Source organism: Kosakonia sp. MH5 (assembly GCF_009935945.1).
Classification (GTDB): domain Bacteria; phylum Pseudomonadota; class Gammaproteobacteria; order Enterobacterales; family Enterobacteriaceae; genus Kosakonia; species Kosakonia radicincitans.
In genome coordinates, this window is the sequence record NZ_QODH01000020.1 from 11,130 (window position 1) to 30,114 (window position 18,985).

Genomic DNA, 18,985 nt, shown 5'->3' on the forward strand with positions numbered 1-18,985 from the left:
TTTCTGAAGATGGTCACCTGAATTTCATCAAATAAAGGTGCCGGAGATGAGTTGCTGCTGAATATTATTGGGCTTAATTTACTTTCTTGAGAATAGCCGTCAACCTGCCGCTTTCAGGCGTTACAGTGGCAGTATCACTGAAACAATTATCACCTCAGATATTCCTTAAGGCTCTTGAATGAGTTCTGTTTGGGAAACGAAAACGAGGTACGCGAAACTAAAACAGATAGACTCACTCTTTCAGAAAGATGTAATTACAGCACGTCCTAAATTGCTCGGTTTCAGTTTTTGAAAACCTGGACTTCCCCGGAGCCCGGCGTTCATATTCTGCCGGTGGCATCAGGTAACCGGAGTGGTGTCGGCGCTTACTGTTATCAATTATCCCAGTGTAATACTCAATAAAACTCTCCGGGGTGTTGCTGAAGATACGCCCTCTAAAATGTCTCTGAGGTGCCTGTTAGACCCATAGCGATTAAAGGCTATGTTACAGTGAGGCCGTGGTTCTTTTTATACGCGGTTCCGGATGGCGCCGGTGAAATACAGGCCGAAGAGCACACTCACTGCATAACCCGATGCTGATAATGACTTCCGTTAAAGATGGCTTTCTCTGCGCGCAGTGCATCCGGATGGTCAAAAACAGAAGATCTCAACACCATGATAACAACCGATGAGATGCACTTTGCCGAATGGCAAATCTGGCCCCAGCTGAGAATTTTGTTGCACCGGGGTAAGCCTGTAAGAATTTCTGCCAGAGCGTTTGATGTCCTGGTTGTGCTGCTGCGGGCTGGAGGTAAAGCGGTAAGTAAAGAGGCTTTACTTGTTCAGGTGTGGGGAAATGAAATTGTCGAAGAAAATAATCTTCAGGCGCAAATCTCCGCTATACGCCGCATTCTGGGTCACGATCGGCATCTACTTGTCACCGAATTTGGTTGTGGTTACCGCTTAAATATCAATAGTGCACCGCTGCAAACGCCTGCGAAACCAGAGCTACCCGAGCCTGTTGTTACCCCTTTTCTGACGTCGATTTTAGGGCGGGACCAGGCTGTGCAGGACGTCTGTACGTTATTAAATCACCACCCTCTGGTCACGATTACAGGTTCCGGGGGCGTGGGGAAAACGCGTCTGGCGTGGGAAGTCGTCAATCTTATGCGCACGCATTTTCCGGAGGGAACTTGCGTGGTTGAACTGGCGCATATCACCGAAGCCTCCAGCTTGTTATCTGTGTTTTCTCAGGCGCTACATCTTCCATTAGTTAGCCTGCATCATGATGCCGATTTACGGCAACAGCTTGCGCGACGCCGCTGTTTACTGCTGGTTGATAACTGCGAACATTTAATTAATGAACTGGAACCGGTGATAACCTCGCTGTTGCACGTGGCTCCCCATAGCAGGCTGTTGTTGACCAGTCAGGTAGCATTACAGATTGCTGGCGAGCAACAATATTTATTACCGCCATTACAAATTCCTGAACAGACAGACAGCGATAAGCAAACGCTACTCTCTTTTGCCAGCGTCCGTCTCTTTATCGAGCGTGTACAGGCCAACCGACATGATTTTCATCCCTCTGACAGTGAATTGTCGCTGATTGGCAAATTATGCCGCCATCTTGATGGATTGCCGTTGGCAATTGAACTTGCAGCCTCCCGTCTGCCAGTAATGAGCGTCAGCGAGATCTATAGCCGTCTGGAGGACCGTTTCCAGCTATTGAGCAATACGCACAGCGCACTGGTTCCCAGACACCAGAAAATAGTGACCACGCTGGAATGGACTTATCAGTTACTCAACGCGCGCGAACAGCGGTTATTCAGAACGCTGGGCATCTTCACCGACACGTTCAGTATGCAATCCGTCACTGATTTTCTGGTGTCCAGGGACAAGCATTACTGGCAGGTGATTGACGATGTGCAGCGGTTGCTCGCACTTTCACTGATTCAGGTCAGTAGCCAGGTGCCGGTAACCCGTTTTCGTCTGCTGGAAACCATGCGCCAGTTCGCCTGCAATAAACTCAGGCAACATGATGAATATGAAGAACTTTCTCTCCGTTTCGCCGATTATTATAAAGCCCTGGTGGAACAGGCCCAGGCTGACTGGCTGGTGCTGCCGACGGAACAGTGGCGGGAGCGTTATCGTCACATCCTTAATGATTTGCGCAGTGTTTTACAGCAAACATTAACCGAGGGGCGTGATTCCTCTACAGGGCTGGCGATCTTACAGGCTATGACGCCTTTCTGGATTGAATATTCCCTCTATGATGAATGTCAGCGTCATATCTCTCCTCTGTTATATGAAAATAGCTCGCGGGTCGTTTTAACGTTACGCCAGAGAATGCATCTCTGTGCCGCAGCGGGTAAGGCATCAACCTGGGCAAAAGGCCCGACATCTGAAACCCATTCAGCCTGGCAAACCGCACTGACGCTGGCAGAAAAGCTCGACGACAAAGAGATACGTTTGCAGGCGCATTACGGGTTATGGTTGTATTGCTTGCGCACGGGCGAGCTGAATACATCGCTTCTGCATGCGCAGTCGCTGTATGATCTCGCGCTCGCCATCAAAGACGCGGAGGCGCAGGCTACCGGGCTACGTCTTCTCGGCGTTTCACTGCATTTTTTAGGGCAGCATGCTGTCGGGCGCAATTACCTGCTGCAATCGCTGGCCTGGTACGATCGGGAGAGCGTAAGCCACTCTTTTCGTTTCGGTCTTGATCAACAGAGTGCTGGTATGGCTTTTCTGTCTCGCTTGCTCTGGGTACAGGGGGAGTATCAGGCCGCGAAACAGATGGCATGGCGCGGTGTGAAAAAAACCGCGCGTTTACAGCATGCCTGCTCGCTTTGCTGCGCGCTGGCTGAAGGTGCCTGTATGACAGCGGCGCTTGATCGCCATCCGCGTTGGGTTGTAAAGGCCGCAAACTGGCTTATTTTTCTGGCAGAAAAGCATGATTTGTATTTCTGGAAGACCTATGGCGAGTTGTTTCTTGTCTGGGCAAAACGGTTCAGCCATGCCGACGTGGGTCAAAGTACACTGTTTAGTTCGCTGCGTGCGATGGGATTAGACTGGCAATATTCCCCGTTGCTCTCAGAAATTGATATCGGGATATCGCAGCAAACCGCCAGGCTGGATCATGAAAACTGGTGCGCGCCTGAGTTGATGCGTCTTTCCGCCGCGCAGTTACCTCCGCAGCAGCAACGCCCGTTGTTAGAGCTGGCGCTGAACAAGGCACGACAGCAACAGGCACATGGTTGGTCCCTGCGTATTGCTTATTCACTGGCAACGTTGCTGGTGGAAGCCGGAGAACAATTGGCGGCTAACCAGTTAATAGAAAACGTTTTACATGATGTCGATGGCTCAGACAGCGCGACGGATGTCAGACACGCTCTGGCGCTATGTGCCCGAATGGCGACCTGAAGTTTGACGTCTCACGGCTGTTAATAATCCCATCATCACCAGCCCGGCTCCCGCTGAGGAGATCAGTGTCCAGCTATGCGTTGCCTCCCATAACCCGGTAGCCACCAATGAACCGCATGCCCCGCCAATAAACATAACGCTCATAAAGAGAGTATTAAGCCGGTTTCTGGCATCCGGACGCAAAGAATAAATCGTGTGCTGGTTAGCTATCAGTACACATTGTTCACCCGCATCCAGGAGTAAAATGCCCGCCACCATACCCGCCATACTGTTCCAGCCCCAAAAAACAATCCAGGCGAACAGCATCAGTAACACACCAAAAACAACCATTCGAAATGATCCCTGGCGGTCACTGAAACTTCCCGCCAGAGGCGCACACAGAATACCGATGAGTCCCAAAATCGCCAGGGTTCCGGTTATGCCTGCACCGTAATGGTAGCGATGGGCTAACCAGAAAGGGAGCACGGTCCACAGCACGCTGAAGGAGGCAAACAGCATGGCTTGTGTCAGCGTCGCATTACGTACTTGCGGCTCGCTTTTCCACAGATCACCTAATGAACGTAATACCGCCAGATAGTGAAATGTTGGCGTGGGCAACGTCTGAGAAGGCAAAAGGCGGGCGATGAAAAATAGCGCCAGCAATGTCATGAGCGCGCCGGACAAAAAGACGCCACGCCAGTCGAAATACTGACCGATGAGGCCTCCGATAGCCCGGCCAGCAAGAATACCTGCGAGGACACCGCTCATCACGGTACCTACTGTTTTGCCCCGGGAAGACGGCCTGGAGAGAGAGGCAGCAAGCGGCACTATTTGTTGGGCAACGGTTGCAGCCATACCCGTAAGGAACGAGAAGAACACCAGTACAGTCGCCGTTGGGGATAGCATCATGCCGATCAGCGCCAGCAAAAGCACCTGAGCCTGACGCAGGATAAGCCGTTGACGTTCAATATAATCACCCAGTGGGATCAGAAATAATAAACCCGCCGCATAGCCTAACTGGGTGGCCATGGGGATTAACGAAACCGCTTCCCATTCATTGGGAAAGGCACCCGCGATCAGATTAAGAACGGATTGGTTAAAATAAATATTCGCTACAACAATACAGCAAATTATTGCCAGCATCAGAATCCTGGCAGAAGAAAGCTCGTGGTTGTCCGTACGCACTGGCCACTCCTCGCTCTAAGCTCACTCTTTTTTTGCAGAATAAGCAGAGGCGGCTCTCAACGCTTTGGCCGTTTTTTTCAGACGTCTGAATTCTGTTGCCCAAGATTCTGAAATTAAGATCGGTTACTAATCCTTCTTATGTTGTTAACAGTGCTTAATTTGAGGAGCAACCCATGGATTTAAAACTGACAGGAAAAGTGGCTCTGGTAACCGGAGCGCGAAGCGGGATTGGTTTCAGTATTTGTGAAGAACTGGCCGCCAATGGTGTGCATTTAGTGATGGTTTCCAGACGAGAACCTGAGCTGATCCTGGCGGCAAAAAAAATCACCGATAAATATGGTGTTTCAGCGCTGCCTGTCGCCGGGGATGTAACGGATCCCGACCTACCTTCTCGGGTGGTTGAACAAGCAGAAAAGGTTTTTCAGCACATTGATTTGCTGGTGAATAATGCCGGAAGAGCACATGCGGGCACGCTGTTAACCACCCCGGAAGAGGAGTGGCAGTTAATGACGGAGACCAAATTCTCCGCCATGCGACGCTTTTGCAAGGCTGTAATACCCGGAATGCAAAGACGAGGCTGGGGACGGATTGTCAATATTTCATCTATTGGCGGCATCTATCCCAACCCGCAACTTACCGTCTCACATGCACTGAGCGCTGCCATCAACAACCTGACCCGTAGCATAGCGCTGAGCGTGGCCGCGGATGGCATTCTGGTTAATGCTATTGGTGTAGGCGCTGTCGCGACGGATAACTGGGCGCAGAATATGCTACCGAATGTCCGCACTCGGCGTCCTGAACTGGCTGACAAAACGGACGACGAGGTTATGGCTTTACTGGGTAAAGAGAAGACCCCGGTAGGCCGCTTTGGGCTTCCCGAAGACATTGCATCAATTACTGCTTTTCTGCTTTCAGATAGAAATCAGTTTGTTACCGGGCAGACAATTGAAGCTTCAGGCGGAGCAGAGCGGTTTATGTGATTTTTCACACCCCTCAAGGATGAGAGCGGGGATCATGTCTGATTGCACGACCAAAAACGCGTTGTATTGAGTGTCGTGAAGCCTGAATCTGCGCGTATCGGTTGGTATCGGCAAGTTTAACGGGCTGGTTTTTCTATGAGCGCGGCAACCCAGTCCGCAAAGGCGCGCACGGCGGGAGAAAGAAAGCGTTGATGCGGATAAAGCAATGTGACCGGCACTGATGGCGGCTGCCAGTCTGCCAGAACCTCGATTAACCTTCCTTCCTGCAGATGCTCCGAGACAATACGCTCGGCAAGCTGCGCCAGCCCGAAACCGTCAAGACACATTTTGATATACAGTCCTGTTTCATTGACGGCGGTTTCTCCGCTTACAGGAACGGAAAGTGTTTCTGCTCCGCGGACAAAGCGCAATTCGTTCGCACGCCTCGCCTGGCTGGAAAAGTAGTGGATTGCCCGATGCCGGGACAACTCTACGGGCGACTGCGGAATACCGTATTCCCTGAGATAGTCCGGCGAGGCGCAGGTTATCCAGCGAAAGCGGCCCAGCAGGCGGGCAACCAGCGTCGAGTTGCTCAGTTCCCCCGTTCTGATCACACAGTCCACGCCCTCCTGGACAAGATCGACCTGCCGATCGCTTACTCCTATCATCAGGTAGATGTCCGGATAACGCCGGTAAAAATCTTTCAGATTTGGCATGACGATGAAATGGGCGATCCCTCCGGGCATATCCACCCGTAAACGTCCCTGTGGCCTTTTGACGGCGTCCGTCAGGCTGGATTCAGCATGCTCGATTAACGAGAGTATTTCCCGGCACTGTGCAAGATACTGTAAACCTTCGGGAGTGAGGCTCACCCGCCGCGTTGTCCTGTTAAGCAGGCGTACCTGCAGGTATTTCTCAAGGTTTTTAATGGCGCTGGTGACGGTTGATGACGGCAGTGAAAGCGTCTGAGCCGCGCGCACGAAGCTTCCGGCTTCAGCAACCCGCGTAAAAATCTGCATCGCCTGAATACGATCCATAGTCCTTCTCTCCAGAGCCGATAACGCTGCCGATAGTTAACTTCATTATTCGCAGATTATGAATAATGAAAACGCGTTAAGCATCTTTTTCAGGTTAATTGAGTGACGTATCGTTTTTCTGTTGACCAGAAAAGAGGCTCTTTAAATGACCGATTACGTGAGAAATATTGTTAATAATCAGAATACAACTTCCCCTGCGACGTTGATCCGTGGCGCAACGATACTGAGTATGGATGATAACGTAGGGAATATTGAGCGCGGTGATATTCTTATCAGCGGGTCAACCATTACCGCCGTGGGTCAGAACCTGAACGCAGAGAAAGCCCGCGTCATAGACGCCGCAAACATGATTGCCATGCCGGGGATGGTGGATTCTCATCGTCACTCCTGGGAAGGACAACTGCGCCGCATTAACCCTAATGCCACCTGTCTGGACGATTACAGCAACGCCACGCACTTCTCTTTTGCCAAATACTATCGCCCTTCCGATATCTATGTGGGTAACCTGCTGACAGCGCTGGGCGCGATTGACGCAGGCATCACGACAATCATTGATAATTCCCATAACAGCCGCACCGCTGCGCATTCAGACGCGGCCGTTGAGGCTTTGCTTGATGCGGGCATCCGCGCTGTACACGCTTCCGGCGCACCGGTATCGGGTGAATGGGACAAGGCGCACTGGCCCGGTAACTGGCAACGCCTGCAGGAAAAGTATTTCAGGAACAATCCTGAAGGCCTTGTTTCTCTTGCGGTTATGGCTCAACTGGAGCCAGAGATGTGGGCCGAGGCCCGCAGGCTGGGGGTGCCGATCGTCACTGAATTCTTTGGTGCTGAGATGGCCTCTGAGCTTGAATCGCTGCATCAGCGGGGCCTTCTCGGGCCGGACAATATTTTCAATCATTGCACATCGCTGCCTGACGAAGGATGGAAAATCCTGCGCGAAGCGGGTGTCCGGGTGAACGTCTGCCCGCGTTCTGATGCGCACTATGGCATTGAAGACGGTATGTTTGCCATTGAGGCTGCGCAACGTCACGGTATCAACCCGGGCCTGAGCGTGGATAACGAAACGTCCTACAGTACCGATATGTTTATGGAAATGCGCGTGGCCTTTTACCTGCAGCGGGTGATGGGCAGGCACAAGCAGCACTGCTGCGATTCCGCACATTCGCTGACAACACTTCCGGCGGCACAACTCCTTAAAGCGGCGACCGTCGATGGCGCGGCCTGTGCCGGGCTACAGGACAAAATCGGCAGCCTGACACCGGGTAAACAAGCCGATCTGATCCTGATTAACGCCAGCGACATCAACCTTTATCCCTCCGGGAATGCCTTTGGCACGGTGGTACATGCGACAGAGCGCAGCAACATTGATACCGTCATGATCGGCGGACGCATCGTCAAGCAGAACGGCAAAGTCGTGGGCGTCGACAGCTCGCGACTTCACGCAGCGATTGATGAATCGCGTCAACATCTGTTTGCTGCTGCAGGATATAAGCCTGATATTTTTGCGGAAACCTTCCTGCCGCTGGAGCAGACACACTGACAGAGATGAAACGCATGAGCATGATTTATTACGTAATCGCGTTTGCCGCAGGCCTCGGGATCACCCTGCAGACGACCCTGAACAGCCAACTGGCAAGAGGGTTAGGCGGAGATGCAGTGACTGCCGCGCTGTTTTCCTTTGCGGCCGGGGCGTTCAGCCTCGCGGTTTACTCGTTGCTGCGGGGAGGATTATTCACCTCGCTTGCCGCCATTCCATCTCAGCCACTGTGGAGTCTGGCGGGCGGGCTGATCGGTACATGTGCCCTGTTCAGCTATGTCGTGCTCGCGCCGAAAATTGGTTTTTCAGCCCTGCTCGGGCTGGCGATTGTCGGGCAACTGCTTTCGTCGCAGGTGATTGACCATTTTGGTTTGCTGGGTGCCATCCGGCGTCCGGTTTCGGTGCTAAAGCTGGGTGGCATGCTGGTCATGCTGGCAGGGCTTGCCATCATGCTGTTCGGCGATCGGCTTTCTGAGCGTTTTCTGCATTAACAGAGTGAAATACTGCTCCCTGCTTATTACGGGTTTGCCCTGCTGCAGACATCCGTGTGCATTTATTTAAGCTACTGCGTACTTTTCCCTGGAGAAATAACATGGCAACTGATGTCAGAAATTTGCTGGGAGAGTGTCCTCTCTGGTGCGAAAGAACACGCCGGCTGTTCTGGACGGACATTGAAGGTAGTGAACTACTCGTCTTACAAGAAGACAGTAACGTTGTGATGCGATGGTCTCTGCCTGAACGCCTTGGATCGTTTGCCTTTACCGAAAAGACGGGATGTCCTGCTGATGGGGCTGGCGTCCGGCTTAGGCTTTTATGAACTCAGTACTGGTATTTTTACCGCAGTTGCAGCGTCCCCAGGGGAAGCGGGTACCCGTATCGGAGATGGCCGGAGCGACCGTTCTGGTAACTTTGTCTTTGGAACCATGGATGACAGTTATCCCGTCAAAGTGGTCGGTAAATTTCACCGACTCAATGCGGCCATACATCCCCTGGAATCCAAAGCACCTGTTCGACGCTGGCAGGCGAGGGATTCACAACCCTGTATTGCCTCAGTGCCTGTGTGAGCCTCTCTGCGCCGTCAAGGTACGACGGCGCACTGATGAAGGCCGAATCAGACCTATACGCCGGTTTGCCAGAAAGTTGGTTTGCAGCGTACACAACGTAACGGCTCTGATTATCGCATGCAGGCAGAACGGTATATTGATCAACGGGGAGCAGTTCAAATCACCCAACTGAGTACAGGCGCGACCAAACTTACGCTGCCAGTTCTTCTCCGCGTTTTGCAGGATTTCTCCCGCCCGCCGTCATACGTAATTTTTATGGAAGACATTCAAACAGCGGCATATCCAGCGGCTGTTCCACTCATAAAATCTGTCGGTCGATAGAGGATGTCGACACATGCAGCGTCCCGGAAGCCTTTCGCAGTGAACCCTGGGGACCACCTCGGTGAAATAGATCAGCTACCGGGAGAAGGCAAACATAATGGCGTTCTCTTTTTTGCAACACTTCGTGCGAATTAAACGGATGGACGTTTACACGCGGGCAACATAATAATCACAATCACGATAAAAACGAGACTACGCGCGGCCTTCCGGCTGATGACGTGTCCGTGGTATGCAGGATTATCATGAAGCAGGCAGAGAATCTGGCTGTCACCGTCATCGCAAAGCAGTTCAACGGTGCTGGCAATGTACTACTGACCCTGGCGTCTGCCAGTGGTCATCCACTACCGGCGTTCACTCCCGGTGCTCATATTGATGTGACCATTCCCGACTGCGGCAAGCGGCAGTATTCGCTCTGCTCCGTTGCCGGGGCGGGGCACTACCAAATTTGCGTCCGTCTCGATCAGGCATCGGGCGGCGGCTCTCGCTGGCTGCACCATCAGGTGCAGACCGGGGCGAGCTTAACCATCTCCGCTCCACGCAACCATTTTCCCTTGCCGCAGGCACCGCGTACGCTGCTGTTTGCCGCCGGTATTGGCCTGACGCCGCTGCTGGTAATGGCGGAACAGCTGGCGGTGCAGGGTGCCGATTTCACGCTGCATCTGTTTCTCAAACGCCATGATGAACTGCCGTTCAGCGCGCGGCTGGAGCAACTTGGCGCGAGCGTGGTGCTGCATTACAGCAGCGAAGGTGACAGTCTGCGTCAGCATGTCCCGGCCGATCTTAAACAGTCGCACGACAGCGTGTTGGTGAGCTGTGGCCCGGCGGGTTTTATGGACCATCTGCATCAGTTAGCGCTGAAATACGGCTGGCGCGCTGATCAATTGTACAGTGAAAAATTCAAAGCCAGTGCTGCCACGCAATCGGTTGCTGGCGACACGTTCACGGTAGAAATCGCCTCGAGCGGGGCGCGTTACACCATCAATGCTGATGAAAGTATTGCGGAGGTGCTGGAGCGTGCCGGGATCGACATTGAACTCTCCTGCGAACAGGGGATGTGCGGAGCCTGCATTACCGGTGTGCTGCATGGTGAGCCAGATCATCGCGATGAAGTGTTGAGCCAGACAGAGCGCACAGCCAATGATTGCATCGTGCTGTGCTGTTCGCGTGCCCGTTCCCCACTCCTGGTACTCGACCTGTGAGCGCCTATCCGGGCGCAACAGGTGCGCGTTTACCCCGCTGGTTGCTGCCGCAAGAGTGGCCGATGGATGGCGATCAACCGGCGCTGGCAACCTTGCATTTCCGCGAAGAGGGCACCCGGATCGAGCCGGATCAGAATGTTAGTGGCTATCTGGCGCTCAATGGTGCACTGGTGCTGCCAGCGCTGATTGAACCCCACGCGCATCTCGATAAAACCTTCACCGCGCAGCGCAGTCCGCCCCAACAGCCGGGCCTGCTGGCAGCCATCGCCGCCATGCATCAGGACCGGGTGCGCTGGAGTGCGGACGACCTGCGGCAGCGTGCCAGCCAGGCACTGAGCTGGGCGGTGGAGGCCGGTGTGGGTCTGCTGCGTACCCATATCGACTGGTTTGCTGCCGATGCCCCGCTGGCATGGCAGGTTGTGGGTGAGTTGCAGCATCCGCTGTGCACCATTGAACGTGTCGCGCTGGCCCCGGTGACCTTTTTTGCTGATGCCGCCCAGGCGGATCATATCGCCGCCCAGGTGGCCGCTAGTGGTGCGCTGCTCGGGGGCTTTATTCACAGCAGCAACTGGGATGCCCAGGCGTTTACCCATTTATTGCAGGCGGCGGAACGCTGGCAGCTGGATATCGATCTGCATATCGACGAAGAACTGAGCCACGATGCGCAGGGCTTGCGCTGGCTGGCGTGCTATTTGCGGCAGTATTCGTTTAACGGACGCATTACCTGTAGCCACGGTTGTGCCCTGGCGCAGCAGGAAGACGGCGAGGCCATCCTTGAGGTGCTGGCGCAACATCGCGTCACCCTGATTGCGCTGCCGCTGACCAACCTGCTGTTACAGGACGCAGTGCCGGGACGCACCCCGCGTCAGCGCGGTTTAACGCTGATTAAAGAGGCGCAGGCGCGCGGCATCCCCTTGCTGTTAGGGGCGGATAACGTGCAGGACGCGTTCTGTCCGGTCGGCAGCTACGACCCGCTCGACACGCTGTTCAGCGGCCTGCTGAGTGCGCAGCTGGGTATGGCCTTTGATGAAGCATCGGCACTGATTTGTCAGCGTACGGCGTTGCATGATGGTGCAAATGTGTTGGCTAACGATTTTGTCATTTTCCCTGCAGCCGAGGCGGCAAGCTGGCCACTGCGTAGCCGCAGTCGCTATCGGTTGAAACAGGGGATCTGTTATGGGGAATTCAGCAATGACACTTGAAGCTGGGGCGGGTAAACCGCTGGCGAAGTATGCCGCGTGGCGACGCGCGGGCGATTTTATCTTTCTCTCCGGCATTATCCCGGTGAACCCACAAACCGCGCTGATTGTGCGCGGTTACGACGATATCCCCGCCGGGGCGCAGCAACTGCTGGGGCGCACCGGTGAGTTCTCCACCGATATCAAAGAAGGGCCGATCCTGGCGCAAAGCTGGTATGTGCTGGAGAGCATCCGCACCACCATTGAGAGCGCGGGCGGCCAGATGAGCGACGTGATCAAACTGGTGCAGTACTTCCGCAATCTGGATCACTTTCCGCACTACAGCCGGGTGCGCAAGTTGTTTTACCCCGATACGCCACCGGTTTCTACCGTGGTTCAGGTGAGTGAAATGCTGCCCAGCCCGGATGTCTTAATTGAAGTTGAAGCGACGGCGTGGTTGCCGCAATAACACGAGGAAGCAAGATGTTACATGGTTATATTCCGGCAAACCGCTTTTTGCCGTATCTGAGCTGGACCGATATCGCCACGTTGGACGACAAAACCAACACAGTGATTGTGCTGCCGACCGGGGCGATTGAGCAGCATGGCCCGCATCTGCCGTGTGCGGTGGATAGCGTGATCTCCTCCGGGGTAGTCGGCCATGCACTGGCACGTTTACCGGCAACGATCCCGGCCTACGCCATTCCGCCCATCACTTATGGCAAATCGGACGAGCATCTGCATTTCCCCGGCACTCTGACGCTAACTGGTGAGACGCTGCTGCACACCATTCTGGAGATTGGCGAATCGCTGTACCGCGCCGGTTTCCGTAAGTTCCTGATGGTCAACGGCCATGGTGGTCAGCCGCAGCCGTTGCAGATGGCAGCGCGCGAACTGCGCCTGCGTCACGGCGACATGATCATCATCATGCAGGACACCTTCAAAGTGCCGAACTGCGCCGAAAGTTTTATGGACGAGCAAGAACGTCAGATGGCGATGCACGCCGGTCATGCCGAAACCGCGCTAATGCTGGCGTTGGCACCGGATACTGTGCAGATGGACAAAGCAGTCGCCAACTATCCACCGGTATTCCCGTGCCCGACGCTCTCCCGCACCCGTCCGATGGCGGCATGGGCGTCATATGACTTTGGCCCGAGTGGTGTGATCGGCGATCCGCGCCCGTCAACCAAAGAGCAGGGGGATGCGATTCTGGATTCACTGGCGACCAGTTGGGCGCAGGTGATTACCGAAGTGCATCAGATGACATGGGTAACACGCGCTGAACCGGCGTGGGGCACAGGGCAGTGGCAGGGCAAAGTATTAGACCAAAACGACGCAGCATCATTATTACCACCGCGCTAATTCGGGGATCGGCTATGAAACAAACATTGAGCATTGTCGCCGCGCTTTCCATGGCCCTGTCGGCCCAGGGAATGGCTGCCGAGAAATTTACATTTATGACCAACTGGTATGCTCAGGCCGAGCATGGCGGTTTTTATCAGGCCCAGGCACAGAATCTGTACCGTGATGCCGGTCTGGACGTCACCATCAAAATGGGAGGGCCGCAGGTGCACACCATGCAGTTGATGGCGGCAGGCCAGGCCGACTGCATCATCAGCGATAACATGCAGGCGCTGGAATCCTGGCAGCAGGGCGTGGAAGCTGTACCGGTTGCCACCACCTTCCAGCATTCGGCGATTGTGTTTATCACCCACCCGGATGTGAAAAGCCAGGCCGATTTGCAGGGTAAAACTTTCCTGTTAGCCGCCGAAGCCTATACCTCCTACTGGCCGTGGGCGCAGAGCGTTCTCAACCTGAAAAACGCCCGCGTGCGCCCGTATACCTTCAGCGTGCAGCCGTTCCTCGCGGATAAAACCCTGGTACAGCAGGGCTACGTGACCTCCGAACCTTTTGCGGTGCAGAAAGCCGGGGCGCAGGCCAACGTCTACCCGATCAGCGACTGGGGCTACCCACCATACGGCAACAGCATCGTGTGCATGAAATCGACCATCGAGAAACGTCCGCAGGCGGTCGCGGCTTTTGTTAAAGCCTCGATGCAGGGCTGGAAAAACTACCTGGAGAATCCGGCACCGGGCAACACGCTGATTAAGAAAGAAAACCCGCAGATGACCGACGAACAGATCGCCTTCGGCATCGCCCAGATGAAAAAGTATCAGATGCTGACAGGCGGCGATGCGCAGACAGGCGGTATCGGGATTATGACCGTACCGCGTCTGAAGCAGACCTGGCAGTTGCTGGTGGACAACAAGCTGATCGATCCAGTGAAAGTACCGTTTGACGGCAGCTACACCCTGAAATTCATTGAAGACGTGAAGGTCATGCCATGAATGTCGCCAGCCGACTGACCCTGATGAGCAATGATGTGCAAGCGGTGCCGCTGCATGCGGCACCCCCGGCGATTGAAGTGCTCTCTGCGGAGAAAATTTATCCGAATGGTACGCGTGCGTTGCTGCCGGTGGACCTGACAATTCGCCAGGGCGAATTTGTCTCGCTGCTCGGTCCGTCCGGCTGTGGCAAAAGTACCTTGTTAAAAATGATCGCCGGGCTGATAGAGTCGAGCGATGGAAAACTGATGCTTTTCCGTCGCGATCGTCGGGAAAAACAGCGTGATCTGCCGTTATCGTTCGTTTTTCAGGAGGCGACGCTGATGCCGTGGAGCAACGTACATAAAAATGTGCGCCTGCCCCTCGACTTGTCCGGTGTGCCGCGGGCCGAAGCCGATACCCGCGTGCGCGAAATCCTTGATCTGGTGGGGCTGGGGCAGTTTGGCCATGTGCTGCCACGTGAGCTGTCCGGGGGAATGCAGATGCGTGTGTCGATTGCCCGTGGCCTGGTGACGCGCCCGAAAGTGCTGCTGATGGATGAACCCTTCGGTGCACTGGATGAGATCACCCGTAACAAACTGGATAGCGATCTGCTGCAGCTGTGGCAGGAGCAGAAGCTGACGGTGGTGTTTGTCACCCACTCGATTCAGGAAGCGGTATTCCTGTCGCAGCGCGTGATCATGATGGCGGCACGGCCGGGCCGCGTGGTGGATGACATCAGCATTGATGCGCCATTCCCGCGTGATGATGAGTTTCGCGTCAGCCAGCAATTTACCCAGTATGCCCAGCAGTTGCAGCGCGGTCTGTTTGCTGCCAGTCAGGAGAGCAAATGATGAAAAAGCCCTTAGCCGCGCAGCGTAAATTTCAGCAGTGTCTGTTCCCGGCGCTGTTTGCCATTGTGCTGCTGTTGCTGTGGCAGTTCCTGGTGACGGCGCTGAAGGTGCCCGCCTTCCTGGTGCCGTCGCCGCAGGTGGTGGCACAAAGCCTGGTGCAGAACTTCCCGACGCTGTTTATGTCGCTGCTCTACACCCTGAAAATCACTGTGATCTCCTTTCTGGTGGCGATTGTGATTGGCTCGGTCATGGCGTTTTTGCTGGTGCAGAACCGCTTTATCGAAAGTGCGTTGTTTCCCTACATCGTGTTTTTGCAGGTGACGCCGATTGTGGCGATTGCCCCGCTGATCATCATCTGGGTGAAAGATACCACTATGTCGCTGGTGGTGTGTGCCACGCTGATGGCGGTGTTTCCCATCATCTCCAATACCACTCAGGGGCTGCGCAGTGTCTCGCCGGGCCTGTTAAGTTACTTCAAACTTAACCATGCGTCGCGGTTGCAGATTTTACTGCGCCTGCGCATTCCTTCGGCATTGCCGTACTTTTTCGGTGCGCTGCGTATCTCCAGCGGCTTGTCGCTGATTGGCGCAGTGGTGGCGGAGTTCGTCGCCGGTACGGGTGGTACCGACACCGGGCTGGCCTACCAGATTTTACAGGCCGGTTATCAGCTCAATATTCCGCTGATGTTTGCCGCGCTGTTACTGATTTCCCTGGCGGGGTTCCTGCTGTTTGCCCTGATGTCGTGGCTAACGCGCCGCGTATTGGCGGACTGGCATGAGAGCGAACTTACCCCGACCTGATACCTCAACAACAGGAAAGAAAGATGTCTGATTCCGATCGTCAGTCTGTACTGGCGGCGCTGGTCGCAGCGCTGCCTGAGCTGGACTGGATTAAAGATGCGCCCAAGGTCAAACGCCTGTCGCGCGATTTTCACTGGTTCAGCCCGGTGTTGAAACCGCAACTGGAAGAGAAATTTGCTGAGCTGGCAGTGCGCCCGCGTGATGAACAGGAACTGGTGTCAGTGGTGGCTGCCTGTGCAGCCCGTCGCATCCCGCTCAATCTGCGCGGGGGCGGCACCGGTAACTACGGTCAGTTGATCCCGCTGGAGGGCGGGGTGATGGTCGATATGACCAGACTGAACGCTGTGGTGAGCATGGGGCAAGGCACGGTGCGCGCGCAGGCCGGGATTCGTCTCGGTGACCTGGAAGCCCATACCCGACCACTCGGCTGGGAGCTGCGTTGTATGCCCTCCACCTGGAAGCTGGCGACGCTCGGCGGTCTGTTTGGCGGTGGTTTTGGTGGCGTGGGTTCCATCAACTATGGCCCGCTGGCGGCCCCCGGCAATGTGTTGTCAGTGAAGCTGATGACGATGGAAAAGACGCCACGCATCCTGACTCTACAGGCGCCTGACGCCTTACTGCTGCATCATGCTTACGGCAGCAACGGCATTGTGCTGGAGATTGAGCTGGCGCTGGCTCCGCGTCACGACTGGATTGAACGTCTCGACACCTTTGCCAGCTTCCCGGCAGCGATGGCCTTTGCCGATGCGCTGGCAAAATCGCCAGGGCTGGTGAAGCGTCAGGTGGCGGTGATGGCGGCGCCGGTGCTGGATTACTTCACCGATCTCGCCGATGCGGGCATAGCGGGGCAGCATGGCGTGATTTCGGTGGTCGGGGTGGAGAGCGACCGACTAATGCCATCATTGCTGACGCAGCATGATGGCCGCAACGCGCTGCATTTTGCTGAGGGTGAGAATCACGGTCATTCGTTGATTGAATATTGCTGGAACCATACCACGTTGCAGGCACTGAAGGTCGATAAGACCCTGACCTATTTGCAAACTGCCTATGCGCCGGAAAATTATCATCAGCAGGCGCTGGCGATGGAAGCACAATTATCAGATGAGGTGATGTCGCATATTGAGTTTCTGCGCGATATGAACGGCACGCTGACCTGTAGCGGGTTGCCGCTGGTGCGATATAGCGATGAAGAACGTCTGAACGCCATTATGGATATTTATCGTGATAACGGGGTGAAAATTAATAACCCGCACGTTATTCATATTGAAGATGGTAAACAAGGCATGGTGCGGGCAGATGTTGTGGCAATGAAACGTGCCTGCGATCCGTATAATTTACTGAATCCTGGAAAATTACGTGGCTGGGAAGTTCGCGATACATTGCCGGATGTGAAAATAACCGGCATAAATAATTAATCAATAATAAAAAATTTTTACGGCAAAGCATGCCACCGACCGTACATTTATTGTGCGGGTGGCACTGCTTTGCTCTTTTCAAAAAGTGACGAGGCTTGGGATTATGCAATTAAAAACACTAAGTGGTGCGTGTCTTGCTGCGCTGTTTTTCCCGCTTGTTCCAGCTGCACTGGCGGCGACACAGAGCAATATCAGCGATTGTCAGTACGGTGCGAGTGGTGTAAATAGCTTCACCGATATTTTCACCTGCGGTACCGTGAGCGGCAGTTTGCGCACGTTGTATTATTCAACGCACAACGCGTATTTTTCTAAAGGTTTTAATCAGGACACCCTGAGCTACGGTGGTGATATAAAATATGAAACCGCGCCGTTTTATGGTTTCCGTGCCGGTGTCAGCGGTATTTTCCTGCGCGGGATTGACCATCCGGATGAAGCTCATACCATCAGCGATATTGGTGATAATCAAACTAACGTTGGTGAGGCTTATTTAAGCTGGCAGCTGGATGATTTTAAAATTACTGCCGGTGATCAACGAATCAATATTCCTTTTGTCGGTGATTACGACTGGCGTATTACGCCTATTTTGTTCCGTGGTGTAGATGCGAATTACGGCGACAGCACCAATTATCTGCATGCCACCAAAGTCTGGCGTTATAAACCGTGGGGTGACGATCAATTCCTGAATACCACGGCCTATACCGATGTGGATGAACGCACTAACGGCATGTGGGCGTTGGGTGGTGGTCGCGGTACGCAGTGGGACGGCAAAAAACTCACCGGCCAGTTGTGGTATCAGGAGTATGCCGATTATACCCGCCTGGTGTATGGCGAGAGCCATTTACAATGGCAGGATGCGCTGTTCCAGCCGGATTTTGGCGTGCAATTTATTCGCGGCACCAGCCTGGGCAAAGCGCTGGCTGGTGAAGTGAACAGTACCTCTTACGGTGCCCAACTGGCGCTGACCCTGACTCCAGCCCTGAGCTGGAAGCTGGGCTATGACCACATCGCCGCCAGCGGCAATAGCTGGAACAACGGTTCGCTGGTGACGCCTTACGCGCACAACACTTCGTCGGGTCCTTACTTTGCGCAACCGTTCTTCACCAGTACTCAGGATCTGGGAAGCGGCAACGCTTATATGACCAATCTGAATTACGTGATGAATGAAAACCTGTCTCTGGGGACGCAGTATTCGTTTATGGATCTGAAACCGTCACCGGCTTCGGCCAGCATTAATCAGTCGGAATATCTGGTGTATTTCACCTGGAGTTTCAGTGGCATGCTGAAAGGGTTGAGCCTGACCGATTTCGCTGGGGTGCAGACATCACCGCTATATGATTCGCATTTCTGGCAGAACCGTTTAAGCCTGCAATACGACTTTTAAATCGCCGGGAGGCTTCGTGGCCTCCCGTTTTGTTGATTTATCGCGCATTTAGACACGTGCCACACGATTTCTGGCTCAATACTCACCCTTCCTGCCAGCCCGCGACACTCAACAACAAACTGCCCGCCATCGACGTCGTGTCATCACTTTCGGTATCGCTGTTTTTAGAGCTTTTTTTAAAGAGCCAAAGCACATCCACTGAAATTTCCAGAAGCGACAAGGTCTACTTCTGGCATGAAGCGGACAGTCTGAAAGCTCGCTTAGAGCGAGATATAGACTTTCATACCCTGAAAATTACGCTATTAGGTGATTCAGGGTATGCGCTTGCTGGTTACGAATATTGAGCG

16 protein-coding genes and 2 pseudogenes are annotated in these 18,985 nt (G+C 54.2%); 14 read left to right on the forward strand and 4 right to left on the reverse strand.

The genetic code is table 11. The features are described from left to right. The first annotated feature begins 654 nt into the window (after positions 1–654). Positions 655–3,402: a winged helix-turn-helix domain-containing protein gene (locus DK872_RS26375; protein WP_237656194.1), complete on the forward strand. Its 2,748-nt coding sequence runs from the start codon at positions 655–657 to the stop codon at positions 3,400–3,402. On the opposite strand, the gene DK872_RS26380 is transcribed toward DK872_RS26375, so the two are convergent. Then, positions 3,379–4,566 carry an MFS transporter gene (locus DK872_RS26380; RefSeq protein ID WP_035887695.1) on the reverse strand — a complete coding sequence of 396 codons (1,188 nt, stop codon included), beginning with the start codon at positions 4,564–4,566 and terminating at the stop codon, positions 3,379–3,381. The genes DK872_RS26375 and DK872_RS26380 overlap by 24 nt on opposite strands. A 173-nt stretch (positions 4,567–4,739) precedes the next feature. Here DK872_RS26380 and DK872_RS26385 point away from each other — a divergent pair, with 173 nt between their 5' ends. After that, positions 4,740–5,546: an SDR family NAD(P)-dependent oxidoreductase gene (locus DK872_RS26385; protein WP_035887697.1), complete on the forward strand. Its 807-nt coding sequence runs from the start codon at positions 4,740–4,742 to the stop codon at positions 5,544–5,546. Positions 5,547–5,662: 116 nt separating this feature from the next. Here the strand turns inward: DK872_RS26385 and DK872_RS26390 are convergent, their stop codons facing one another. Then, complete coding sequence (locus DK872_RS26390; protein WP_007370406.1) at positions 5,663–6,562, reverse strand: LysR substrate-binding domain-containing protein; 900 nt, start codon at positions 6,560–6,562, stop codon at positions 5,663–5,665. Between the two features lie 145 nt (positions 6,563–6,707). On the opposite strand from DK872_RS26390, the gene DK872_RS26395 reads away from it, so the two are divergent. The 3 genes and pseudogenes from DK872_RS26395 (at position 6,708) to DK872_RS28075 (ending at position 9,267) form a co-directional block, all read left to right on the forward strand. Then, positions 6,708–8,105 carry an amidohydrolase family protein gene (locus DK872_RS26395; RefSeq protein WP_007370407.1) on the forward strand — a complete coding sequence of 466 codons (1,398 nt, stop codon included), beginning with the start codon at positions 6,708–6,710 and terminating at the stop codon, positions 8,103–8,105. 14 nt (positions 8,106–8,119) lie between these two features. Beyond that, positions 8,120–8,593 (forward strand): DMT family transporter, encoded by a 474-nt coding sequence (locus tag DK872_RS26400; RefSeq protein WP_161518397.1) that lies wholly within the window; start codon positions 8,120–8,122, stop codon positions 8,591–8,593. Positions 8,594–8,694: 101 nt separating this feature from the next. Continuing rightward, positions 8,695–9,267 (forward strand): annotated as a pseudogene (locus DK872_RS28075) (SMP-30/gluconolactonase/LRE family protein). 55 nt (positions 9,268–9,322) lie between these two features. Here the strand turns inward: DK872_RS28075 and DK872_RS27740 are convergent. After that, positions 9,323–9,562, reverse strand: a pseudogene (locus tag DK872_RS27740) (LysR family transcriptional regulator); the annotation flags it as partial. 167 nt (positions 9,563–9,729) lie between these two features. On the opposite strand from DK872_RS27740, the gene DK872_RS26415 reads away from it, so the two are divergent. The 9 genes from DK872_RS26415 (at position 9,730) to DK872_RS26455 (ending at position 18,638) form a co-directional block, all read left to right on the forward strand. After that, a complete protein-coding gene (locus DK872_RS26415; RefSeq protein ID WP_035887701.1) occupies positions 9,730–10,686 on the forward strand; it encodes a PDR/VanB family oxidoreductase in 957 nt (318 codons plus the stop codon). Next, on the forward strand, positions 10,683–11,888 hold the full coding sequence (locus DK872_RS26420) for an amidohydrolase family protein (protein WP_035887703.1): 1,206 nt from the start codon (positions 10,683–10,685) through the stop codon (positions 11,886–11,888). The genes DK872_RS26415 and DK872_RS26420 overlap by 4 nt, the downstream gene beginning before the upstream one ends. Continuing rightward, complete coding sequence (locus DK872_RS26425) at positions 11,878–12,333, forward strand: RidA family protein (protein WP_007370412.1); 456 nt, start codon at positions 11,878–11,880, stop codon at positions 12,331–12,333. Before DK872_RS26420 ends, DK872_RS26425 begins: the two co-directional genes overlap by 11 nt. Before the next feature lie 14 nt (positions 12,334–12,347). After that, positions 12,348–13,226, forward strand: coding sequence for a creatininase family protein (locus tag DK872_RS26430; protein WP_035887705.1), 879 nt, complete (start codon positions 12,348–12,350; stop codon positions 13,224–13,226). A 14-nt stretch (positions 13,227–13,240) separates the two neighbouring features. Further along, entirely contained in the window at positions 13,241–14,212 is a 972-nt protein-coding gene (locus DK872_RS26435) for an ABC transporter substrate-binding protein (RefSeq protein WP_007370414.1), read from the forward strand. After that, positions 14,209–15,042 carry an ABC transporter ATP-binding protein gene (locus DK872_RS26440; RefSeq protein ID WP_035887707.1) on the forward strand — a complete coding sequence of 278 codons (834 nt, stop codon included), beginning with the start codon at positions 14,209–14,211 and terminating at the stop codon, positions 15,040–15,042. Before DK872_RS26435 ends, DK872_RS26440 begins: the two co-directional genes overlap by 4 nt. After that, positions 15,039–15,842 (forward strand): ABC transporter permease, encoded by an 804-nt coding sequence (locus DK872_RS26445; RefSeq protein ID WP_035887708.1) that lies wholly within the window; start codon positions 15,039–15,041, stop codon positions 15,840–15,842. Before DK872_RS26440 ends, DK872_RS26445 begins: the two co-directional genes overlap by 4 nt. Positions 15,843–15,865: 23 nt before the next feature. Further along, entirely contained in the window at positions 15,866–17,257 is a 1,392-nt protein-coding gene (locus DK872_RS26450; RefSeq protein ID WP_072439064.1) for an FAD-binding oxidoreductase, read from the forward strand. 103 nt (positions 17,258–17,360) lie between these two features. Beyond that, positions 17,361–18,638 (forward strand): TonB-dependent receptor, encoded by a 1,278-nt coding sequence (locus DK872_RS26455; protein ID WP_035887713.1) that lies wholly within the window; start codon positions 17,361–17,363, stop codon positions 18,636–18,638. 82 nt (positions 18,639–18,720) lie between these two features. On the opposite strand, the gene DK872_RS26460 is transcribed toward DK872_RS26455, so the two are convergent. Then, complete coding sequence (locus DK872_RS26460; protein WP_161518398.1) at positions 18,721–18,858, reverse strand: hypothetical protein; 138 nt, start codon at positions 18,856–18,858, stop codon at positions 18,721–18,723. Positions 18,859–18,985: the final 127 nt, after the last annotated feature.